This window comes from Streptomyces lavendulae subsp. lavendulae (assembly GCF_002803845.1).
GTDB classification, from domain to species: Bacteria; Actinomycetota; Actinomycetes; order Streptomycetales; family Streptomycetaceae; genus Streptomyces; species Streptomyces lavendulae.
Genome location: NZ_CP024985.1, coordinates 3,377,207 through 3,394,855 on the forward strand (window position 1 = coordinate 3,377,207; position 17,649 = coordinate 3,394,855).

18 protein-coding genes are annotated in these 17,649 nt (G+C 71.5%); 6 read left to right on the plus strand and 12 right to left on the minus strand.

Going from position 1 to position 17,649, the window contains the following annotated elements:
• Nucleotides 1-72: 72 nt before the first annotated feature.
• The 5 genes from SLAV_RS14245 to SLAV_RS14265 form a co-directional block, all read right to left on the minus strand.
• On the minus strand, nucleotides 73-762 hold the full coding sequence (locus SLAV_RS14245; protein ID WP_030226240.1) for a hypothetical protein: 690 nt from the start codon (nucleotides 760-762) through the stop codon (nucleotides 73-75).
• On the minus strand, nucleotides 746-2,083 hold the full coding sequence (locus tag SLAV_RS14250) for an AI-2E family transporter (RefSeq protein WP_037686316.1): 1,338 nt from the start codon (nucleotides 2,081-2,083) through the stop codon (nucleotides 746-748). Before SLAV_RS14250 ends, SLAV_RS14245 begins: the two co-directional genes overlap by 17 nt.
• Before the next feature lie 116 nt (nucleotides 2,084-2,199).
• Nucleotides 2,200-2,922, minus strand: a complete 723-nt coding sequence (locus SLAV_RS14255; RefSeq protein ID WP_030226243.1) for an aggregation-promoting factor C-terminal-like domain-containing protein — start codon at nucleotides 2,920-2,922, stop codon at nucleotides 2,200-2,202.
• Nucleotides 2,923-3,356: 434 nt separating this feature from the next.
• Nucleotides 3,357-4,673: an RNA 5'-3' helicase PhoH2 gene (phoH2, locus tag SLAV_RS14260; RefSeq protein ID WP_030226246.1), complete on the minus strand. Its 1,317-nt coding sequence runs from the start codon at nucleotides 4,671-4,673 to the stop codon at nucleotides 3,357-3,359.
• Between the two features lie 316 nt (nucleotides 4,674-4,989).
• Nucleotides 4,990-5,751, minus strand: a complete 762-nt coding sequence (locus SLAV_RS14265) for an isoprenyl transferase (RefSeq protein WP_030226248.1) — start codon at nucleotides 5,749-5,751, stop codon at nucleotides 4,990-4,992.
• A gap of 127 nt (nucleotides 5,752-5,878) precedes the next feature.
• On the opposite strand from SLAV_RS14265, the gene mgrA reads away from it, so the two are divergent.
• Complete coding sequence (gene mgrA / locus SLAV_RS14270; RefSeq protein ID WP_030226251.1) at nucleotides 5,879-6,916, plus strand: L-glyceraldehyde 3-phosphate reductase; 1,038 nt, start codon at nucleotides 5,879-5,881, stop codon at nucleotides 6,914-6,916.
• A 131-nt stretch (nucleotides 6,917-7,047) separates the two neighbouring features.
• Here the strand turns inward: mgrA and SLAV_RS14275 are convergent, their stop codons facing one another.
• Entirely contained in the window at nucleotides 7,048-7,761 is a 714-nt protein-coding gene (locus SLAV_RS14275) for a prepilin peptidase (protein WP_030226253.1), read from the minus strand.
• 108 nt (nucleotides 7,762-7,869) lie between these two features.
• On the opposite strand from SLAV_RS14275, the gene SLAV_RS14280 reads away from it, so the two are divergent.
• The 3 genes from SLAV_RS14280 to SLAV_RS14290 all read left to right on the plus strand — a co-directional run bounded on the left by SLAV_RS14280 (nucleotide 7,870) and on the right by SLAV_RS14290 (nucleotide 10,514).
• Nucleotides 7,870-8,238 (plus strand): DUF192 domain-containing protein, encoded by a 369-nt coding sequence (locus SLAV_RS14280; RefSeq protein ID WP_030226254.1) that lies wholly within the window; start codon nucleotides 7,870-7,872, stop codon nucleotides 8,236-8,238.
• A 60-nt stretch (nucleotides 8,239-8,298) separates the two neighbouring features.
• Nucleotides 8,299-8,916 carry an SMI1/KNR4 family protein gene (locus SLAV_RS14285; protein WP_030226256.1) on the plus strand — a complete coding sequence of 206 codons (618 nt, stop codon included), beginning with the start codon at nucleotides 8,299-8,301 and terminating at the stop codon, nucleotides 8,914-8,916.
• A 290-nt stretch (nucleotides 8,917-9,206) separates the two neighbouring features.
• On the plus strand, nucleotides 9,207-10,514 hold the full coding sequence (locus tag SLAV_RS14290; protein ID WP_449489005.1) for an extracellular solute-binding protein: 1,308 nt from the start codon (nucleotides 9,207-9,209) through the stop codon (nucleotides 10,512-10,514).
• Nucleotides 10,515-10,694: 180 nt separating this feature from the next.
• Here the strand turns inward: SLAV_RS14290 and SLAV_RS14295 are convergent, their stop codons facing one another.
• Entirely contained in the window at nucleotides 10,695-11,321 is a 627-nt protein-coding gene (locus SLAV_RS14295) for a hypothetical protein (RefSeq protein WP_030226260.1), read from the minus strand.
• 186 nt (nucleotides 11,322-11,507) lie between these two features.
• On the opposite strand from SLAV_RS14295, the gene SLAV_RS14300 reads away from it, so the two are divergent.
• Entirely contained in the window at nucleotides 11,508-12,641 is a 1,134-nt protein-coding gene (locus SLAV_RS14300; protein ID WP_030226263.1) for an EstA family serine hydrolase, read from the plus strand.
• A gap of 31 nt (nucleotides 12,642-12,672) precedes the next feature.
• On the opposite strand, the gene SLAV_RS14305 is transcribed toward SLAV_RS14300, so the two are convergent.
• The 3 genes from SLAV_RS14305 to SLAV_RS14315 form a co-directional block, all read right to left on the minus strand.
• Nucleotides 12,673-12,993, minus strand: coding sequence for a hypothetical protein (locus SLAV_RS14305; protein ID WP_030226266.1), 321 nt, complete (start codon nucleotides 12,991-12,993; stop codon nucleotides 12,673-12,675).
• A gap of 148 nt (nucleotides 12,994-13,141) precedes the next feature.
• Nucleotides 13,142-14,014: a polysaccharide deacetylase family protein gene (locus SLAV_RS14310; protein ID WP_030226268.1), complete on the minus strand. Its 873-nt coding sequence runs from the start codon at nucleotides 14,012-14,014 to the stop codon at nucleotides 13,142-13,144.
• Nucleotides 14,015-14,237: 223 nt separating this feature from the next.
• Nucleotides 14,238-15,818: an MDR family MFS transporter gene (locus tag SLAV_RS14315; protein ID WP_030226272.1), complete on the minus strand. Its 1,581-nt coding sequence runs from the start codon at nucleotides 15,816-15,818 to the stop codon at nucleotides 14,238-14,240.
• Nucleotides 15,819-15,947: 129 nt separating this feature from the next.
• On the opposite strand from SLAV_RS14315, the gene SLAV_RS14320 reads away from it, so the two are divergent.
• A complete protein-coding gene (locus SLAV_RS14320) occupies nucleotides 15,948-16,538 on the plus strand; it encodes a TetR/AcrR family transcriptional regulator (protein WP_030226274.1) in 591 nt (196 codons plus the stop codon).
• Here the strand turns inward: SLAV_RS14320 and SLAV_RS41010 are convergent.
• Both SLAV_RS41010 and SLAV_RS14330 read right to left on the minus strand, forming a co-directional pair.
• Nucleotides 16,513-17,145 carry a hypothetical protein gene (locus tag SLAV_RS41010; RefSeq protein ID WP_030226275.1) on the minus strand — a complete coding sequence of 211 codons (633 nt, stop codon included), beginning with the start codon at nucleotides 17,143-17,145 and terminating at the stop codon, nucleotides 16,513-16,515. The genes SLAV_RS14320 and SLAV_RS41010 overlap by 26 nt on opposite strands.
• 89 nt (nucleotides 17,146-17,234) lie before the next feature.
• Nucleotides 17,235-17,633 (minus strand): hypothetical protein, encoded by a 399-nt coding sequence (locus SLAV_RS14330; RefSeq protein ID WP_335341780.1) that lies wholly within the window; start codon nucleotides 17,631-17,633, stop codon nucleotides 17,235-17,237.
• Between the last annotated feature and the right edge of the window lie 16 nt (nucleotides 17,634-17,649).

The following is a 17,649-nucleotide window of genomic DNA, read 5'->3' on the forward strand; positions in this document are numbered from 1 at the left end:
CACCCGCGCGTAGTCACCCGCGCGAACGACAGGGCCCCCACAGCCGTCACCGGCCGTGGGGGCCCTCCGCGTTCACCTGCGCAGCCGGGCCATCAGGGCGCGCATGTCCTCGATCATCGCGGCCTTGACCGCGTCCTCGTCCGGCTCCTGCGCGCTGTCCGGACCGTCCACGCCGTACCAGCGGGTGGTCAGGGTGAAGACCGCCCCGCCGTCGAGCACCTGGAGCTGGGGCCAGCCCACCGCCGTGCTCATCAGCGCCCGTTCCCCGAGCCCGGGGACCTGCTCCACCTCGGCGCTCACCGGCCGCATGCCGGGCTCCAGCCCCGGACCGGCGCCGAACTCCGGCTCCGGATCGAGCTTCTTGTGGAGCTCGACCAGGACCTGGTGCTCGTAGGCGAGCCGTCCCTCGCCGCCGCTCGTGCCGATCGAGCAGTAGGCCCAGTCCTGCGCGGGGCTCTCGCCGTGCTTGGGCCTGCGCCCGTCGATCGAGCCGCCCATCGCGGCGAGCATCTTCAGGGGCGTCTCGTCGCAGAGGTTCTCGGCGTGCCGGTAGCGGACCGGCGGACCGGCCGCGGCGGAACGGTCCTGCACCGCCAGGGCGCCCGCCCACACCACCGAGGCCAGCGCCGCCCCGCCCAGCGCCCACCACCACGGCGCGCGCCCGCCGCCCCGGGACGGGGGCGGGGGCGCGGGGTCCGGTCCGGCCTCCTCGGCGGGCCGGCCCGCGGACCACTCCCCCACGAGCTCAGGCTCGCTGATCATCGCCCGCCCCCGGCCCCGTCACGGCCACGGACGTCGCCGTGGCGCCGTGCGGAGCCGGACCCATCGCGACGGACGGCAGGTGCCGCTCGCGGGCGTGGGCCCGCAGGTAGCCGACGACCGTGTTCGTGACGGCGACCAGCGGTACGGCGACCACCGCGCCGCCGATCCCCGCGATCAGGCCGCCGGCCGCGACCGAGAGCACCACCGCGAGCGGGTGGACCCGTACCGCGCGGCCCAGGATGAAGGGCTGGAGCACGTGCCCCTCGATCTGCTGCACCGCCAGCACCACCAGCAGCACCATCAGGGCGATGAACGGCCCCTGCGTCACCAGCGCCACGACCACGGCCAGCGCCCCGGAGACCACGGCACCGACCAGCGGGATGAAGGCGAACAGGAAGATGAACACGGCCAGCGGCACGGCCATCGTCACGTCGAGGAAGTACAGCCCGAGGCCGATGAAGACGGCGTCGATGAGCGCGACCAGGACGGTGCCGCGCACGTACGCGGTGAGCGTGCGCCAGGCGCGCGGACCGGCGCCCGCGAGCCCGGGGCGGGCTGCGGCCGGGACCAGGCCGAGCACCCAGTTCCAGATCTTCGCGCCGTCGTAGAGCAGGAAGAGCGTCGAGAACATCGCGAGCAGCATGCCCGTCAGCACCTCGACGAGGACCGTCACGCCCTGGAGCCCGGCGGAGGTGATCTCCTCGGTGTTGGTGCCGATCGTCTCGCTGAGGTTCTTCGCGATGTCGTTGATCTGCTTCTCGGTCACGTGGAACGGACTGTCCAGCGCCCAGCTCTTGAGCTCGTTGATGCCCTCGCGCAGCCGGTTGGAGAGGTCGTCGAGGTTCTCCATGACCTGCCAGACCACGAACCAGCCGACCAGTCCGATGACGACGAAGCCGAGGATCGCCGTGACGGCGGTGGCCAGCCCCCTCGGCAGCCCGAGCCTGCGCAGCCGGACCACGAAGGGCTGGAGCAGTGCGGTCACCAGCAGGGCGGCCGCGAAGGCGAGGACGACCAGCCGGACTTCACTGATCACCTTCATCAGCACCCAGAGCATCCCGGCGAGCAGCAGCAGCCGCCAGGAGGCCTCGGCGGCCACGCGCATGCCCCAAGGGATGACGGTCACCGGATCGGGCCTGCCCGGGGCCGGCAACGCCCCTGCGGGGGCCTGCGGTACGGGGAGCGGCGCCTCGACGGCGGCGGGCGCCACCGGCTCCCCGGTGGCCTCGGCCTCGACTTCGGCCCGCCGTTCGTCGAGGCGCGCCTCCATCCGGCTCAGTCTGCTGCCGAGCCGGCCGAGCCAGCCTGCCCTCTTCGACATCTCGTTCCCTTCCCCCGCCCTGCGGTCACACCTCTCACGACCGTACACGCGAGGGGCCCCGCACCGTAGGACGGTGCGGGGCCCCTCAAGGTTGAACCGGCCCGGAGGCGGATCCGCTAGTACCAGCCGTTGGCCTGGTGGAAGCTCCAGGCGCTGCACGGGCTGCCGTAGCGCTCGTTCATGTAGCCCAGGCCCCACTTGATCTGGGTGGCCGGGTTGGTGCGCCAGTCCGAGCCGGCCGAGGCCATCTTCGAACCGGGGAGCGCCTGGACCAGGCCGTAGGCGCCCGAGGAGGAGTTGACCGCCTGGTAGTTCCAGGTGGACTCCTCGTTGATGATGTTCGAGAAGCACTGGAACTGGCCCGAGGGGACCAGCTGCTGGGCGATCGCCTTGACCTGGGAGACCGTGTAGGAGCCCTGGAGCGGGAAGTCGCCGGCGTCGCGCGTGGCGGACCGGCTCGCGACCTCGTCCTTCTCCTCGCGCTCCTTCTTGAGCTTGGCGTCGGCCTCGTCCTTCTTGGCCTTCTCCGCCTTCTCGGCGTCGGCCTTCTTGGACTTGGCGTCCTCGGCGGCCTGGATGCGGGCAGCCTCTTCCGCCGAGCGCTTGGCGTCGGTGTCGGCGGCGTGGGCGATGGCGTCGGCCTGCTGCGTCAGGGACGCGCTCTGGACCTGGGCCTGCTCGCCGACCGGGATTTCGCTGAGGAGAGTCGCACCCGATGCGGTGGTCTCGATGTCGTTCGAGGTGGCGGCGTCGCCGGTGGCGACTCCGACGACTGCGCCGACGGTGGTGACCGCGGTGGCCGAAGCCACTGCGAACCCCCGGACCGAGATCCGGCTCACACGGTGTCCTTCCAGCAGCGTCCGCAGTGACCGCACGGGCGCGAGAGTGCCCCCTCGACACTGGTCTCCGTGGTGGTGCGGTCACTGGAGACGCGGGCCCGTGGGCAACTCCCCTGCGGGAGCTGCCGCGTGAAACCGGGCGGCATACGGACATCGGCTGTGGAGTTGTGGTGCTGCGCGTATCCCGCGAGAGATACAGGTGTGCCGTATGCGGGGCCTGACGGAAAACAGACTCTGCCGGACCGCGACGCCGCAGGGCAATTCCACGTTGCGTGGGAAAGGTCACACCTGGCATGTTGCCGTTGTTTTCGACAAAGCCCTGTGCAGCACGGCGCCGCCCGGCTAGGCTCCTGGGCCTTTGCCGGGCGGCGCCAACTCGCCTTCCCGCTATGGGGTTTTTGACCCTTTCGGGCCGGGTGGGCGATCGGTGCCGGTCAGAGCGTTTCGAGCATCTCGGTGACCAGGGCCGCGATCGGGGAGCGCTCGGAACGGGTCAGCGTGACGTGGGCGAAGAGCGGATGCCCCTTCAGCTTCTCAACGACGGCGACCACTCCGTCGTACCGGCCGACCCGCAGATTGTCCCGCTGGGCCACGTCGTGGGTCAGGACCACCCGCGAATTGGCCCCGATCCGGGACAGAACGGTCAGCAGGACGTTGCGCTCCAGCGACTGCGCCTCGTCCACGATCACGAAGGAGTCGTGGAGCGAGCGTCCGCGGATGTGCGTGAGCGGCAGGACCTCCAGCATCCCGCGGCCCAGCACCTCCTCGATGACCTCGCGCCCGGCCACCGCCGAGAGGGTGTCGAAGACCGCCTGCGCCCAGGGGCTCATCTTCTCGGACGCGTCGCCGGGCAGGTACCCGAGGTCCTGGCCGCCGACCGCGTACAGCGGCCGGAAGACCATCACCTTCTTGTGCTGCCTGCGCTCCAGGACCGCCTCCAGGCCCGCGCAGAGGGCCAGCGCCGACTTGCCGGTGCCGGCCCGGCCGCCCATCGACATGATCCCGATCTCCGGGTCGAGGAGCAGGTCGAGGGCGATGCGCTGTTCGGCGCTGCGGCCGTGCAGCCCGAAGGCCTCCCGGTCGCCCCGGACGAGCTTCACGTTCCCGTCGGCCGTGACCCGGCCGAGGGCCTTGCCCCGCTCGGACTGGAGGACCAGTCCGGTGTGCACGGGCAGCTCCGCGGCCTCCGGTACGTAGAGCCGCTCCTCCGAGTAGAGGAGGTCCACCTGCTCCCCGGAGAGGGCGAGCTCGCTCATGCCGGTCCAGCCGGCGCCGGTGATCGCGAGTTCCGCGCGGTACTCCTCCGCGAGCAGCCCCACGGAGGAGGCCTTGATGCGTAGGGGAAGGTCCTTCGAGACGACCGTGACGTCGTAGCCCTCGGCCTGGAGGTTGCGGGCGACCGCGAGGATGCGCGAGTCGTTGTCCCCCAGCCGGAAGCCGGCGGGCAGGACGCCCGGGTCGGAGTGGTTGAGCTCGACGCGCAGGGTGCCGCCCAGATCGCCCAGCGGGATGGGGGCGTCGAGGCGACCGTAGCGGACCCGGAAGTCGTCGAGCAGGCGCAGGGCCTGACGCGCGAAGTAGCCGAGTTCGGGATGGTGCCTCTTTGCCTCCAGCTCGGTGATCACCACGATCGGGAGCACGACCTCGTGCTCGTCGAAGCGGGAGAACGCGTTGGGGTCTGCCAGCAGGACGCTGGTGTCGAGGACGTAGGTCCGCCTGTCGGGCAGGCGGCGCTTTGTGCTGGTCACCACGGAAGGACGTACCCCCTCGGAAGAGGTCGGGCCATGAAGACCGGACCGGTCAACGGCACCCATGCCAGGGCCGAATTCCGGCCCTCCAATCCGTCCGTGCGAACCGCACGCGCGTCCTGGTGCAAAGGGCCTCCCGGGCGGACGGCCCTGTGCCGTCCGCTGAGACTCGACACCCGTGGATCGGGCGTCGACCTGCCTGGCTTATGCCCTCGAACGTGCGCCGTCATGCCATGGCATATGACGGACGCTCGGTGAATCCCTGGTGAAGGCTGCGCGAGGGGGCGGGAGGGGCCGAAGGGGCGTCAGATCCGCGGGGTCAGGTGCCGTAGCGCCGGTGGCGGGCGGCGTAGTCGCGCAGGGCGCGCAGGAAGTCGACCTTGCGGAAGGCCGGCCAGAAGACCTCGCAGAAGTAGTACTCCGAGTGGGCGCTCTGCCACAGCATGAATCCGGACAGCCGCTGCTCGCCGCTGGTGCGGATCACGAGGTCCGGATCGGGCTGGCCGCGCGTGTAGAGGTGCTCGGCGATGTGGTCGATGTCGAGGACCTCGGCGAGCTCCTCGAAGGAGGTGCCCTTCTCGGCGTGCTCCAGGAGCAGCGAGCGCACGGCGTCGGCGATCTCCTGGCGGCCGCCGTAGCCCACGGCGACGTTGACGAGTATCCCGTCGACGTCGTGCGTGGCCTGCTCGGCCTCCTTGAGCACGGACTGGGTCTGTGCGGGCAGGATGTCGAGGTTGCCCACGTGGTGGACGCGCCAGCGGCCGTCCGCGGCGAGGCCCCGGACCGTGTTCTCGATGATGTTGAGCAGTGGGCGGAGTTCCACCTCCGGCCGGTCCAGGTTGTCCGTGGACAGCATCCACAGGGTGACGACCTCGACGTCCGTCTCGGTGCACCAGCCCAGCATCTCGGAGATCTTGTCGGCGCCGGCCTGATGGCCCTGCACCGTGGAGCTCCCCGACGCCTTGGCCCAGCGCCGGTTCCCGTCCAGGATGACGCCGATGTGCTTGGGCGACGCGTCGTGGTCCAGACGGCCTTCCACCCGGCGTGCATAGAGCCTGTACACCAGGTCGCGCAGCTTCACGATCTTCCAGCCCCTCCGTGCAATGCCCCCGTGCGGATTGCGGTCTCCCCCGAGGCGGCCACATTACTGCGCGGCGGGATCGGGTACCCAACTCGGTCGGTCACAAGTCCGTGATAGGGAGGACATCGTGACTGATAACAATCCCTATCGGGCAGAGCCCTCGCGCTACGACTCCATGCAGTACCGGCGCACCGGCCACAGCGGCCTCAAGCTTCCGGCCATCTCCCTCGGCCTCTGGCACAACTTCGGCGACGACAGGTCCCTGGAGTCCCAGCGGGCCATCCTCCGCCGCGCCTTCGACCTCGGCGTCACCCACTTCGACCTGGCCAACAACTACGGCCCGCCGCCCGGCTCGGCCGAGCTGAACTTCGGCAAGATCTTCGCGCAGGACTTCGCGTCCTACCGCGAGGAGCTGGTGCTCTCCACCAAGGCCGGCTACCTGATGCACCCGGGCCCCTACGGTGAGTGGGGCAGCCGCAAGTACCTCCTCGGCTCGCTCGACGCCTCGCTGAAGCGGATGGGCGTGGACTACGTCGACGTCTTCTACTCGCACCGCTTCGACCCGGAGACCCCGCTGGAGGAGACCATGGGCGCGCTCGCGTCCGCGGTCCAGCAGGGCAAGGCGCTCTACGTCGGCGTGTCCTCGTACACGGCGGAGCAGACGGCCGAGGCCGCGCGGATCCTGCGCGGGATGGGCGTGCGGCCGCTGATCCACCAGCCCTCGTACTCCATGATCAACCGCTGGACGGAGGAGGACGGGCTGCTGGACACCCTGGAGGAGGCCGGCATGGGCTGCATCTCCTTCGCGCCGCTCGCGCAGGGCCTGCTGACCGGCAAGTACCTGGGCGGCATCCCGGAGGGCTCGCGGGCCTCCCAGGGCAAGTCCCTCAACCCGGACCTGCTCTCCGAGGACGTGCGCGGCCGCCTCGCCGGCCTGAACGAGATCGCCGCGCGGCGCGGGCAGTCGCTGGCGCAGCTGGCGCTGACGTGGGTGCTGCGCGACGAGCGGATGACCTCCGCGCTGATCGGCGCGTCGAGCGTCCGGCAGCTGGAGGAGAACGTGGCCGCACTGGCCGGGGCGCCGCTGTCCGCGGAGGAGCTGAAGGAGATCGACTCCTTCGCCGTCTCCACCCCCGGCACCAACATCTGGGCCCAGCGCGGCTGACCTGCGCTTTTGCCCGGAAGGGGCTGAAAGAAAAAAACGGGCCGGTCCGTGGGGGGGATACGGACCGGCCCGAGGGGGGGGTTCCACCATAACCCTTCGTAAAGCGTGATGCGTGCATTGCCGCGAAACGATTACGCTCCGAATCCGCCCAGCAGCACTCCGGTGAGGGCTCCGGCGGCCATGAAGGGGCCGAAGGCGAAGCCCGTCGTACGGGTCGCCCGGCCCCTGAGCAGCAGGCCGAGGCCGTACAGGGCCCCGTAGAGCAGCCCCAGGAAGGCTCCGGCGAGCCATACCCCCCACCCGTACCACCCAAGAGCGACCCCGAGCGGGAGCGCCAGCTTGACGTCGCCCAGGCCCATCCCGGCGGGGTTGATCAGGAACAGCAGGAGGTACGCGGCCCCGAGCGCGCCCCCGCCCAGGAGCGCGAGCCGCCACGACCCGGCGGCGCCGGGCAGCAGCGCGGCGGCGCCGAGGAGCGCGGCGGTGGCGGCGGCCAGCGGCAGGGTGAGCACGTCGGGCAGCCGGTGCACGGCGAGGTCGACGAGGGCCAGCAGCACCAGCGCCGGGGCGAGCAGTACGTACGCCGCCGCCTCGGGGCGCGGGCCCACGGCGGCGGCGAGCGCCCCGCAGACGGCTCCGGAGGCCGCCCAGGCCCCCGCGGGCCCGTAGCGGCGCCCGGCGCAGCGGGCGGGGCCGAGCCACCCGGCGAGCGGATGCCCCCGGGGGCAGCTGCGCCGCCAGGGCTCCCCGGGCTCCACGGACAGCCGGTACGCGGCGCGCGGCAGCCCCAGCCCGGCGGCGGCGCCGTACGCGACGGCGAGCAGGACGATCACGGCGTGACCCATCCGCCGACGGTAGACCGCGGCGCACCGGCCCCGCGGCCGTTTCCCCTTCCCCGGTTCCCCCGGGCCGAGGGCTGGAGGGCCGTGCGCGTGACCCCTAGGGTGGCCGCCATGACGCGGTGGGAGGACGGGTACGGGATCCTGCGGGTCGGCGGGGTGGAGGTGCCGCTGGAGGTGGCCGCCTCGTACCGGGCCCGGACGCGCGGGCTCCTGGGGCGGGACGGCGTCGAGGGGGCCCTGCTGCTGACCCCGGCGGCGAGCGTGCACACCTTCCGGATGCGGTTCGCGATCGACGTGGCCTACCTGGACCGGAGCCTGCGGGTCCGGGCCGTGGTGACGATGCCGCCGGGCCGTCTGGGCCTGCCCCGCCCGCTGTCCCGGCACGTCCTGGAGGCGGAGGCGGGCGCGATGGCGGGCTGGGGGCTGCGCCCCGGGGTCCTGGTCGGGGTGCTGCCGCGGGGCCGTCTCGACAGCCCTTAGGTCCGCGGGCGCTCGGGCGGTAGGTTGAGGCGGTTGAGCTGGGGCGCGCAGGGGAGCGGCATGACGGAGAACGCGCGGATCAAGGCGCTGGAGCAGATCATGCCGGCGACGCACGGCGCCGACGAGGACGTCGACTGGCAGGCGGCCGAGGCCGTCTGGGGCACCCGGTTCCCGGCCGACTTCGTGGCCTTCATGGGGCGTTACGGGGCCGGTTCCATCAACGGCGAGGCCAGCATCCTGCTGCCGCTGCCCAAGCCCGGACTCCAGTGGGACCCGGCGGAGATGTCGGAGGAGACCGCCAACGCCCGGCAGGCCTGGGAGGACGGGGGCGGCCGGGCCGCCTTCGACGTGGACCCGGAGTCGATCGTCGCGTGGGGCGTCACCGGCGGCGCCGACATCCTGTGCTGGCTGACCACCGACCCGGACCCGGACCGGTGGCCGGTCCTCGTCGTCGGACGGCACACCGCCGACGCCTTCGCGGTGTACCCGTACGGCATGGCGGAGTTCCTGCTGCTGCTGTGCTCCGACGAGTTCGACGTGAGCCCCGTCGGCATCACCTTCTGGGACGGCGGCCACCTCAGCTTCGTGCACTGGCGCAAGGCCCAGCGCCGCTGGCAGGAGGGCCGCAACCCCGAGACGGGCGAGCCCGACCCCTACGCGGGCGAGTTCGCCGACTAGCCGGCCGGCCGCCCGCCACCCGCACCGCCCTTCAGCCCGTTTCCCCACCGGAAACGGGCTTTTCGGCATGTCTACGCAGGTCTACGCGCGTCCGATTCACGGACCCCACATCGGAAAACACGAATGGGAATTGCTGAATTTGGAGCATTGAACACAACTGCCCACCCAATGGAATCGACCCCGCCACCCTCAGGAGAGAATTCCGGCCAACGGGCCACGGAGGGACACCCCAGCCCGGAGCAACTCATAAGTAATATCCGGCCTCAAAAGAAAATCAGGGGTACCCACCCGTGCGACGAAGAATGTTCGGCGCTGCCGCCACGGCGGCCGTGTTCGGCCTGTTGATACCGCTGTCCGGCTGCGGAAGTTCCGCGGCCGGGTCGAGTGGCAGCGGAACCCTGCGCCTGGTCGCGGCCGAATACGGCGACAATGCGGGCAACAGTTCCAAGGCTTTCTGGGACCAGGTGACGAAGGATTTCACCGCGGCCAACCCGGACATCAAGGTCGAGGTCCAGCTGCTTCCCTGGGCCGACATCGACCGCGAGGTCTCCCGTATGGTCAAGGCCGGCAAGGCCCCCGACATGGCCCTGATGGGCTCGTACTCGGACTTCGCGGCCCAGGGCAAGCTGTATTCCGCGGACGAGCTCCTCTCCATCACCGCCGAATCGAACTTCCTCCAGCCCCTCGCCGAGGCGGGCTCGGTCGGGAACACCCTCTACGGCCTGCCCTTCGTGGCGAGCAGCCGTCTGCTCTTCTACAACCAGAAGCTGCTCGCCGACGCCGGGGTCATCCCCAAGGACCCCACGGCGACCTGGCAGCCGAAGAACTGGTCCGACCTGAAGGCCGCCGCCAAAGCGCTCAAGGACAAGGGCGTGAAGTACCCCTACGCCCTTCCGCTGGGTCCCGAGGAGGCGCACGCCGAGACGCTGATCTGGGAGCTGAGCAACGGCGGCGGCTACGCCGACAGCAGCGGCAACTACGCCCTGGCCTCCGACGCGAACATCTACACCCTGCGCTGGCTCAGGGACCAGCTGGTCGCCCCCGGCCTGACCGGCCCGACGCCGCCCTCGCAGTTCAACCGCGCGGACGCCTTCGCCGCCTTCCTGCGCGGCGAGGTCGGGATGCTCAACGGCTACCCCTCGCTCTCCCACGAGGCCCGGGCCAAGGGCATCACCGTCGGCGCCGTGGCCATGCCGGTCTCGGACAGCCTGGGTGCGGGCGAGACCCCGCCGACCGTGGGCGTGGCCGACTGGATGATCGCCTTCAAGCAGAACGACCACCGCGTCGAGATCGGCAAGTTCCTCGACTTCGTCTACGCGGACAAGTACCTGTCGGACTTCGCGGGCCGCTACCACCTGCTGCCCTCGACGGTCTCGGCCTCCCGCACCCCCTCGGGCGGGGGTCTCGACAGGACCGACGAGCAGTTCCTGACCGCCCTGCGCGGCGCCCAGCTCTACCCCGTCAACGACCCGACGTGGGTGACGGTCAGCGACACCATCAAGCGCGGCATCGGGCGGGCCGTGGAACCGGGCGGCGACCCGAAGGCCGTCCTGGAGGGCATGGCCGCGAAGGCCGCCGAGGCCGGGAAGAAGCACTGAAGCACCTCCCGATCCGGGACCTTCGACCCACCGCCCGCACCCATCCCGTGCGGCACAATGACCGTGACGGCCTTGATCAAAGGCCCCGGCCCGGTCGCCCGCCGAGCACCCACAAGGTGCCGGGGCGCCAGGCCTCCCCTCACCTCCCCCCCTCCGCCCCCTCCGCTCCGCTCCGCGCGGCTAGTGCGCCCCGTTCTCCGCGGCGAACGCCGTCCGGTACTGCTCGCAGCTGGAGTCCCAGGGCAGGCTGCCCGTCAGCGTCCCGTAGCCGGTCCGGGTGACCGACCACTCCACCGTGTACCGACCGGTGTCGCACGCGATCCGCTTGTTCCCCGCCACCTTCTGACGCCCGGTCGCCGGCTGCCCCGACAGCTCCTTGCGCACCTCGCCCGCCACGGCCCCCTTCGCGTCGCGCAGCACCGCGTGGAGCACGATCGGCTGGTTGCCGTCCTTGGTGGTCAGGGCCTTCTTCACGAGCGCCGAGTCGGAGACCGCCCAGGCGAACTCGTACGAGGGCTGCCAGGCCAGCGTCTTGGGGTCGCCCACCTGGCGCTTCCACTCGGGTGCCTCCGGCGGACCGGAGCGGGTCACCGTCTTGTACTGCACTCCCGGGTGGAACCGGAGCTGTCCCTCCACCTTGTGCATGTCGTCCTTGGTCCACATGGACTTCATCGCGTGCTCGTCCCCTGCCGGGTCCTGGAGGTAGGCCGTGCCCGGCGCGGCGGTGGCGGCGGCCTGCCCGAGGGCGGGCGCGAGGGCCGCGACGGTGGCGGCGAGGCTGAGGGCGACGGTGCGGGTGCGGTTCATGCACGGTCCAACGGGGGCCCGCGGCGGGCCGGAACGACGCCGCGGGCGCGTTCACCCGTAAGGGAGCGGACCGGGTCCGCGCAGGTGACACATTCCCGGATACGACAGGAATACGATCCCACCGCCTCTGGTTGGCTGCCACGGACACGGCGGAAAGATCCGCGTGCCGACCAAACGGGGGATGTCATGAGCGTGACCGTGAACGGAACGGTGGCGGCGGGCTGGGAGCCGGTGCGGGAGGAGTTCGAGGCCTTCGTGACCGGCGAACACGTCTCGCCCGAGGCACAGCTGTCGGTGCGTCACCACGGGCGCGTCGTCGTCGACCTGTGGGGTGGCGAGGACACCGAGGGGGACACCCTGACCGGGGTCTACTCGATCACCAAGGGTGCGGCGCACCTGGTGGTGGCCCTGCTGGCGCAGGAGGGCGTACTGGACCTGGAGCGTCCGGTGTCCTCGTACTGGCCGGAGTTCACGGGGCACGGCAAGGAGCGGCTGACGGTGCGGCAGCTGGTCGCGCACGGCTCCGGGCTGATCAACACCCCGGAGGGCTTCTCGTACGAGGAGATCGCGGACGACGCCCTGGTCGCGGCGCGGCTGGCGGAGGCGAAGCCCTACTGGGAGCCCGGGACGGCGTACGGCTACCACGCCTTCGTGATCGGCGCCCTGACGGGCGAGGTGGTGCGGCGGGTGACCGGCCGCTCCCTGCAGGAGGTCTACGAGGAGCGGGTGCGGGCCCCGTACGGGCTGGACCTGTACATGGGGCTGCCGGCCTCCGAGGAGGGCCGCTGGAAGCCGGTGCTGGAGATGGTGCCGACCCCGGCCCAGCTGGAGCTGCTGGCCGCGGGCGAGCCGCTGCCGGAGCTGATGAAGATCGCCTTCAACTGGCACCGGGAGCCCGCCATGGACCTGGTCGCCTACGCCAACCACCCGCAGGTCAAGGGCCGGGGCCCGGCCTCCGCGGGCGGCGTCGGCACGGCGCGCGCGGTGGCGGACCTGTACGCGGCGGCGATCGGCGGGCTGGGCGGCCTCCCGGCGCTGCTGAAGCCGGACACGCTGGCGGACGTGGCGCGGCCGCACACCCCGGGCGCGGACTCGGTCGTCCCGGAGGCCGACCACTTCGGCCTGGGCTTCGAGCGGCAGCACGCGGTGGGCCCGGAGGCCTTCGGGCACTGCGCCGCGTCGGGCGGGCTGGGCTTCGCCGACCCGGTCACGGGCATCGCGTACGGGTACACGCGCCGCCGCTTCGGCTTCCCGGGCGGCACGGCCCCGGAGAACGGCCCGCTGACGGCGGCGGTGCTGAAGGTGGCGCGGGGGCTGTAGCCCCGCGGCCCGGGGGCTCCGGGCCCCGGGATCAGGCCTGGCCGGTCTCGAAACGGACGACGTGGCCGTCGGCGACCTCGAACCGCCAGGCGGTGCGCATCTCGCCCCAGGTGTCGTTGCGGTAGTCGACGACCAGGGAGCGGCCCCCGTCGGCTTCGGAGTCGACCGACATGTGGCCGTGGCAGGACCAGATCTCCCGCTCCGTCCAGTCGTCGACGTCGCGGTCCGAGCCGTCGTCGGACATGGTCGCGCCGGGGGTCAGGACCGCGTGGAAGGCGGTGCGGTCCCCGGCGTTGACGGCGGTGACGAAGGCGCGGACGGTGGGGTCGGTCAGCTGGGTGGGGTCGATCACGGGGGCTCCTGGGCGGGTGCGGGCGGCGTACGGTGCTGCGTGCGCGACCAGGGAACACCGTGGCGGCCGCGGACGCGGCGACCCTCACCCGTTCGCCGCCGGGCGGCGTGTCAGGGGCGGTTCCAGGGGGCGGTTCCAGGGCGCGGTCTCAGGGCGCGGTGCGGACCGGGAAGCCGGTCGGCCGGCCCTGCTCCTTCAGCCAGGTCAGCACCTGGTCCAAGGCCTCGACGGTCTGCCGGCGGTCGCCGCCCCCGTCGTGGAAGAGCACCGTGGGGCCGTTGCCGATCTCGCGCTTGACGGCGTCGACGATGGCGGCGGTCCCGGGCCTGCCGAAGTCCTTGGTGTCGACGTTCCAGCCGAGCGGGCGCATGCCGTGGGCGGCGGCGATCCGCCGGCTGTCGGGGGTGAAGGCCCCGCCGGGGGCCCGGTAGTACTCGACCTTCGCGCCGCCGCCCGCCGCCTCCTCGATCAGCTTCTTCGCGTCGAGGATCTGCGCCTCCTGGTACGCGGCGGGCTTCTTGTCCATGGCCGTGTCGTGGTTCATGGTGTGGTCGCAGAGCCGGTGACCGGCCGCGACGACCTGCCTGACCAGCTCGGGGTGGGCCTTGGCCTGCGGGCCGATCATACAGAAGACGGCCTTCACGCCGTGGCGGGCCAGGACGTCGAGGACCTGGGGGGTCCAGCGGGGGTCGGGGCCGTCGTCGATGGTGATGTTGACGGTGTTGCCGCCGCCCTCCGAGGCGTGGGCGATGGTGTCGGGCAGTCCCGCCGGTGCGGCGGGCGCGCCCCCGGCACCGGCACCGGTGGGGGCTCCGGCACCGCCGCCCTCGTCCGGCCCGCCGCCCCCCTCGTCCGGCCCTCCGCCCGCTTCGCCCGGGCGCGCGGCGTTCTCCTGCCGGTGGGTGGTGTGGTCGTCCGTGGCGACCAGGGCCGTCACGCCCCAGATGGTCGCGGCGACGGCCACGGCCGAGGCCCCGACCGCCATCCGGGCCCGCAGGCCCGGCTTCTGCGTACGCGTCATGTGTCCACTCCCCATCCGGACCCGCGGGGGTCCTTGTGGGTCATGACGCCTTGGAACCGGGCCGGGTTCCGCCCGATTGCCCTATAAATTCCAGGTAATAAGGACTTTGGTCCTTTATTGCCCCCTACGCCCCTCCTGCCTCACGGCATACGGAACGGGTCCGGCCCGGGGATCGCTCCCCGGGCCGGACCCGTGCGTGGTGTGCGTACCTGCGCCGCGCGGCTCAGTGCGCGAGGGAGTCCTGCGGAGCCGGGGCGGCCTTGGCGCCCTCGCCTCCTGCCTGGGCCGGACCGGCGCCCCGCAGCGGGACCTCCTTGACGAACCAGGCGAGCGCGAAGCCCAGTACGGCGACGCACGCGCCCAGCAGGAACGCCGAGTGCGTACCGGCGGCCACCGCGTGCTGGTAGGCGTCGCGGACGGCCTCGGGCAGCTTCTCCAGGCTCGCGGCGTCCAGCTGGGCGGAGCCCGCGGCCTTCGCGGCCTGCGGGCCGAGCCGCTCCGCCATGGTGTCCGTGACCTGGGTGGTGAAGAGCGAGCCCATCAGGGCCACGCCGAAGGAGCCGCCCAGGGTGCGGAAGAGGGTCGCCGAGGAGGAGGCGACGCCCATGTCCTTCATGTCGACGCTGTTCTGCGCGACCAGCATGGTGATCTGCATCAGGAAGCCGAGACCGGCGCCGAGGACGGCCATGTAGAGGCCGGAGACCAGGCGGGTGGTGCCGGTGTCCATGGAGGCGAGCAGGAAGAGCCCGACGACCATCAGCGCGCCGCCGATGATCGGGAACATCTTGTACTTGCCGCTGCTGGTGGTGATCCGGCCCGCGATGAGGGAGACGACCATCATCGAGAGCAGCATCGGCAGCAGGAGCAGGCCCGAGTTGGTGGCGGAGGCGCCCTGCACCGACTGCTGGAAGAGCGGCAGGTAGAGCACGCCGCCGAACATCGCGAAGCCGACCAGGAAGCCGATCACGGACATCAGCGTGAAGTTGCGGCTGCGGAAGATGTGCAGCGGCATGACCGGCTCGGCGGCCTTGGTCTCGGCGTAGAGGAAGGCGGCGAGCGAGAGCACGCCGACGACGATCAGGCCGATGATCTCACCGGAACCCCAGGCGTACTCGGTGCCGCCCCAGGTGGTGACGAGGACGGTCGAGGTGATGGCGACGGTCAGCAGGGCCGCGCCCAGGTAGTCGATCTTCCCCTTGGCCTTCTTCTTGGGGAGGTGCAGCACGGCGGTGACCATCGCGAGGGCGACGGCGCCGAGCGGGAGGTTGATGTAGAAGGCCCAGCGCCAGCCGAGGTGGTCGGTGATGGTGCCGCCGACGAGCGGGCCGCCGATCATGGCGAGGGCCATCACGCCGGCCATCATGCCCTGGTACTTGCCGCGCTCGCGGGGCGGGATCAGGTCGCCGATGATCGCCATGACGCCGACCATCAGACCGCCGGCGCCCAGACCCTGGATCGCGCGGAAGCCGATGAGCTGGCCCATGTCCTGGGCCATGCCGCTGAGCACGGAGCCGATGAGGAAGATGACGATCGAGGTGAGGAACGAGCCCTTGCGCCCGTACATGTCACCGATCTTGCCCCAGATCGGCGTGGAGGCCGCGGTCGCCAGGGTGTAGGCGGTGACCACCCAGGAGAGGTGTTCGAGACCACCGAGCTCACCGACGATGGTCGGCATCGCGGTCCCGATGATCATGTTGTCTAGCATGGCGAGCAGCATGGCGATCATGAGTGCCATGAGCACGACGCGCACGCTGCGCGGCTTCACCTCCCCCGAGGCGTCCGCCTGCTTGACCGTCTCACTCATGTCCACTCCCCTGGTACTGACACTTCTTCATTCGGTCGGGCACTTACTTGCCGCCCGGCTAGTTCACTACACTGGGGAAGGTAGCCCTGCCACTAGCCGGGCGTCAAGTAAGTTCTCGTGGGGAGAGTCATGTCCAGCAGTTCCAGCGGAAGCGCTCCGCAGGCCAAGCGCGGAAACACGCGCCAGCGCATCCAGGACGTCGCGCTGGAACTCTTCGCCGAGCAGGGGTACGAGAAGACCTCCCTGCGGGAGATCGCTGAGCGGCTGGACGTCACCAAGGCGGCGCTCTACTACCACTTCAAGACCAAGGAAGACATCATCATCAGTGTCTTCGAGGACTCGACGCGGCCCATCGACGAGCTGATCGAGTGGGCGCAGGGGCAGCCCCGGACGCTGGAGACCAAGCGGGAGGTGCTGCGCCGCTACAGCGAGGCGATGGCCTCGGGCGCGCAGCTGTACCGCTTCATGCAGGAGAACCAGGCCACGATGCGGGAGCTCAGCATCGGCGAGACCGTCAAGAAGCGGCTCTTCACCCTGGTGGAACTGCTGCGCACGGAAGAGGGGCCGCTGGCGGACCAGGTGCGCTGCGTGAGCGCCCTGTTCACCCTGCACGCGGGGATGATGTTCCTCCAGCACGTGGAGGGCGACCCGGAGGAGACCCGCCAGGCCGCCCTGGAGGTGGCCACCGATCTGATCACCCGCGCCCACCAGGCGCAGTAGCCGTCGCGGGGGCGGCCGGCTCCACGACGTCCGTACCCGCGACCGGCGCGCCGGGGGCGATGCGGAAGCCGAGGTCGCAGGGCAGGAGCGGGGCGAGGTGGCGGGCCGCGTCGGCGGCGAGGGCGGCCAGCGGCTGCGCGCTGCCGGGCGGCACCCCCTCGCCCGCCACCGGGCTCTCCCTCCGGTACACGGTGACCGCGAGCCAGCGGGCCTCGGCACCGGCGGGGGCCCGGCAGGGCAGGTAGAGGACCCCCGCATAAGCGTTCGCGTACCCCTCGACCTCCGCCAGCCGGACGGGGGCGTTGCCCCGCACCCGGCTGCGGGCGTCGTCGGGGGTGAGCCAGTAGTGGCCGACCGAGAGGGCGCCGCCCCCGGCGGTCATCCGGCACCAGGTACCGCTGTCGGCGGGCTCCCGGGACTCCGCGTACCCCTCGCCCCGCGTCTTCGACGGCAACAGCACGGCGACCTCCCTGCCCGGCAGCACACCCCCACAGGTCCGTGCGGGCACCCGCACGGCATCGGGGAGCGACACCCACCAGAGCGCGGCCCCCATCAGCACGACGGCGAAGACCGCACCGGCGAGGTTCCGTCTGACATCCACCACCATGCCCGCATCCTGACCGGCCACCGGAGCCCCCACACCCCGAACAGCCGTCCCGTCAGGGGATGTTCACCCACCGGAGACCCGCATCCCCCTCACCACTTGAGCAGCACGCCCCGCCAGGTCCACCCGGCGGCGAGGACGGCGTCCCGCAGGGGGTCCTTCATGTCCCGCGAGCTGTACCGAAACGTCTCGACGAACCGGCGACGGCCGTCGGGGCCCTTCTCGAACTTCCACTCCCTGGCGACCAGGGTCGCGCCCCCACGGCCGTACTGCCAGTCGGAGTACTCGTGCGACACGTTGCCCCACTGCTCTTCGAGCACACGCACCTCACGGGCCGCCGGAACCAACCGCATCCGGATCTTGACGGTCAGCTTCAGCTCCGGAATCCGACGCTCCGCCACCAGATCGGCCTTCTCCTTCGGAAAGCCGTGGCGCAACTGGAACGGCACGTCGGGCCCGTTGAGTGCGAGCAGCGCCTCCCGCACCTCCATGGTCGGCAGGGGCCTG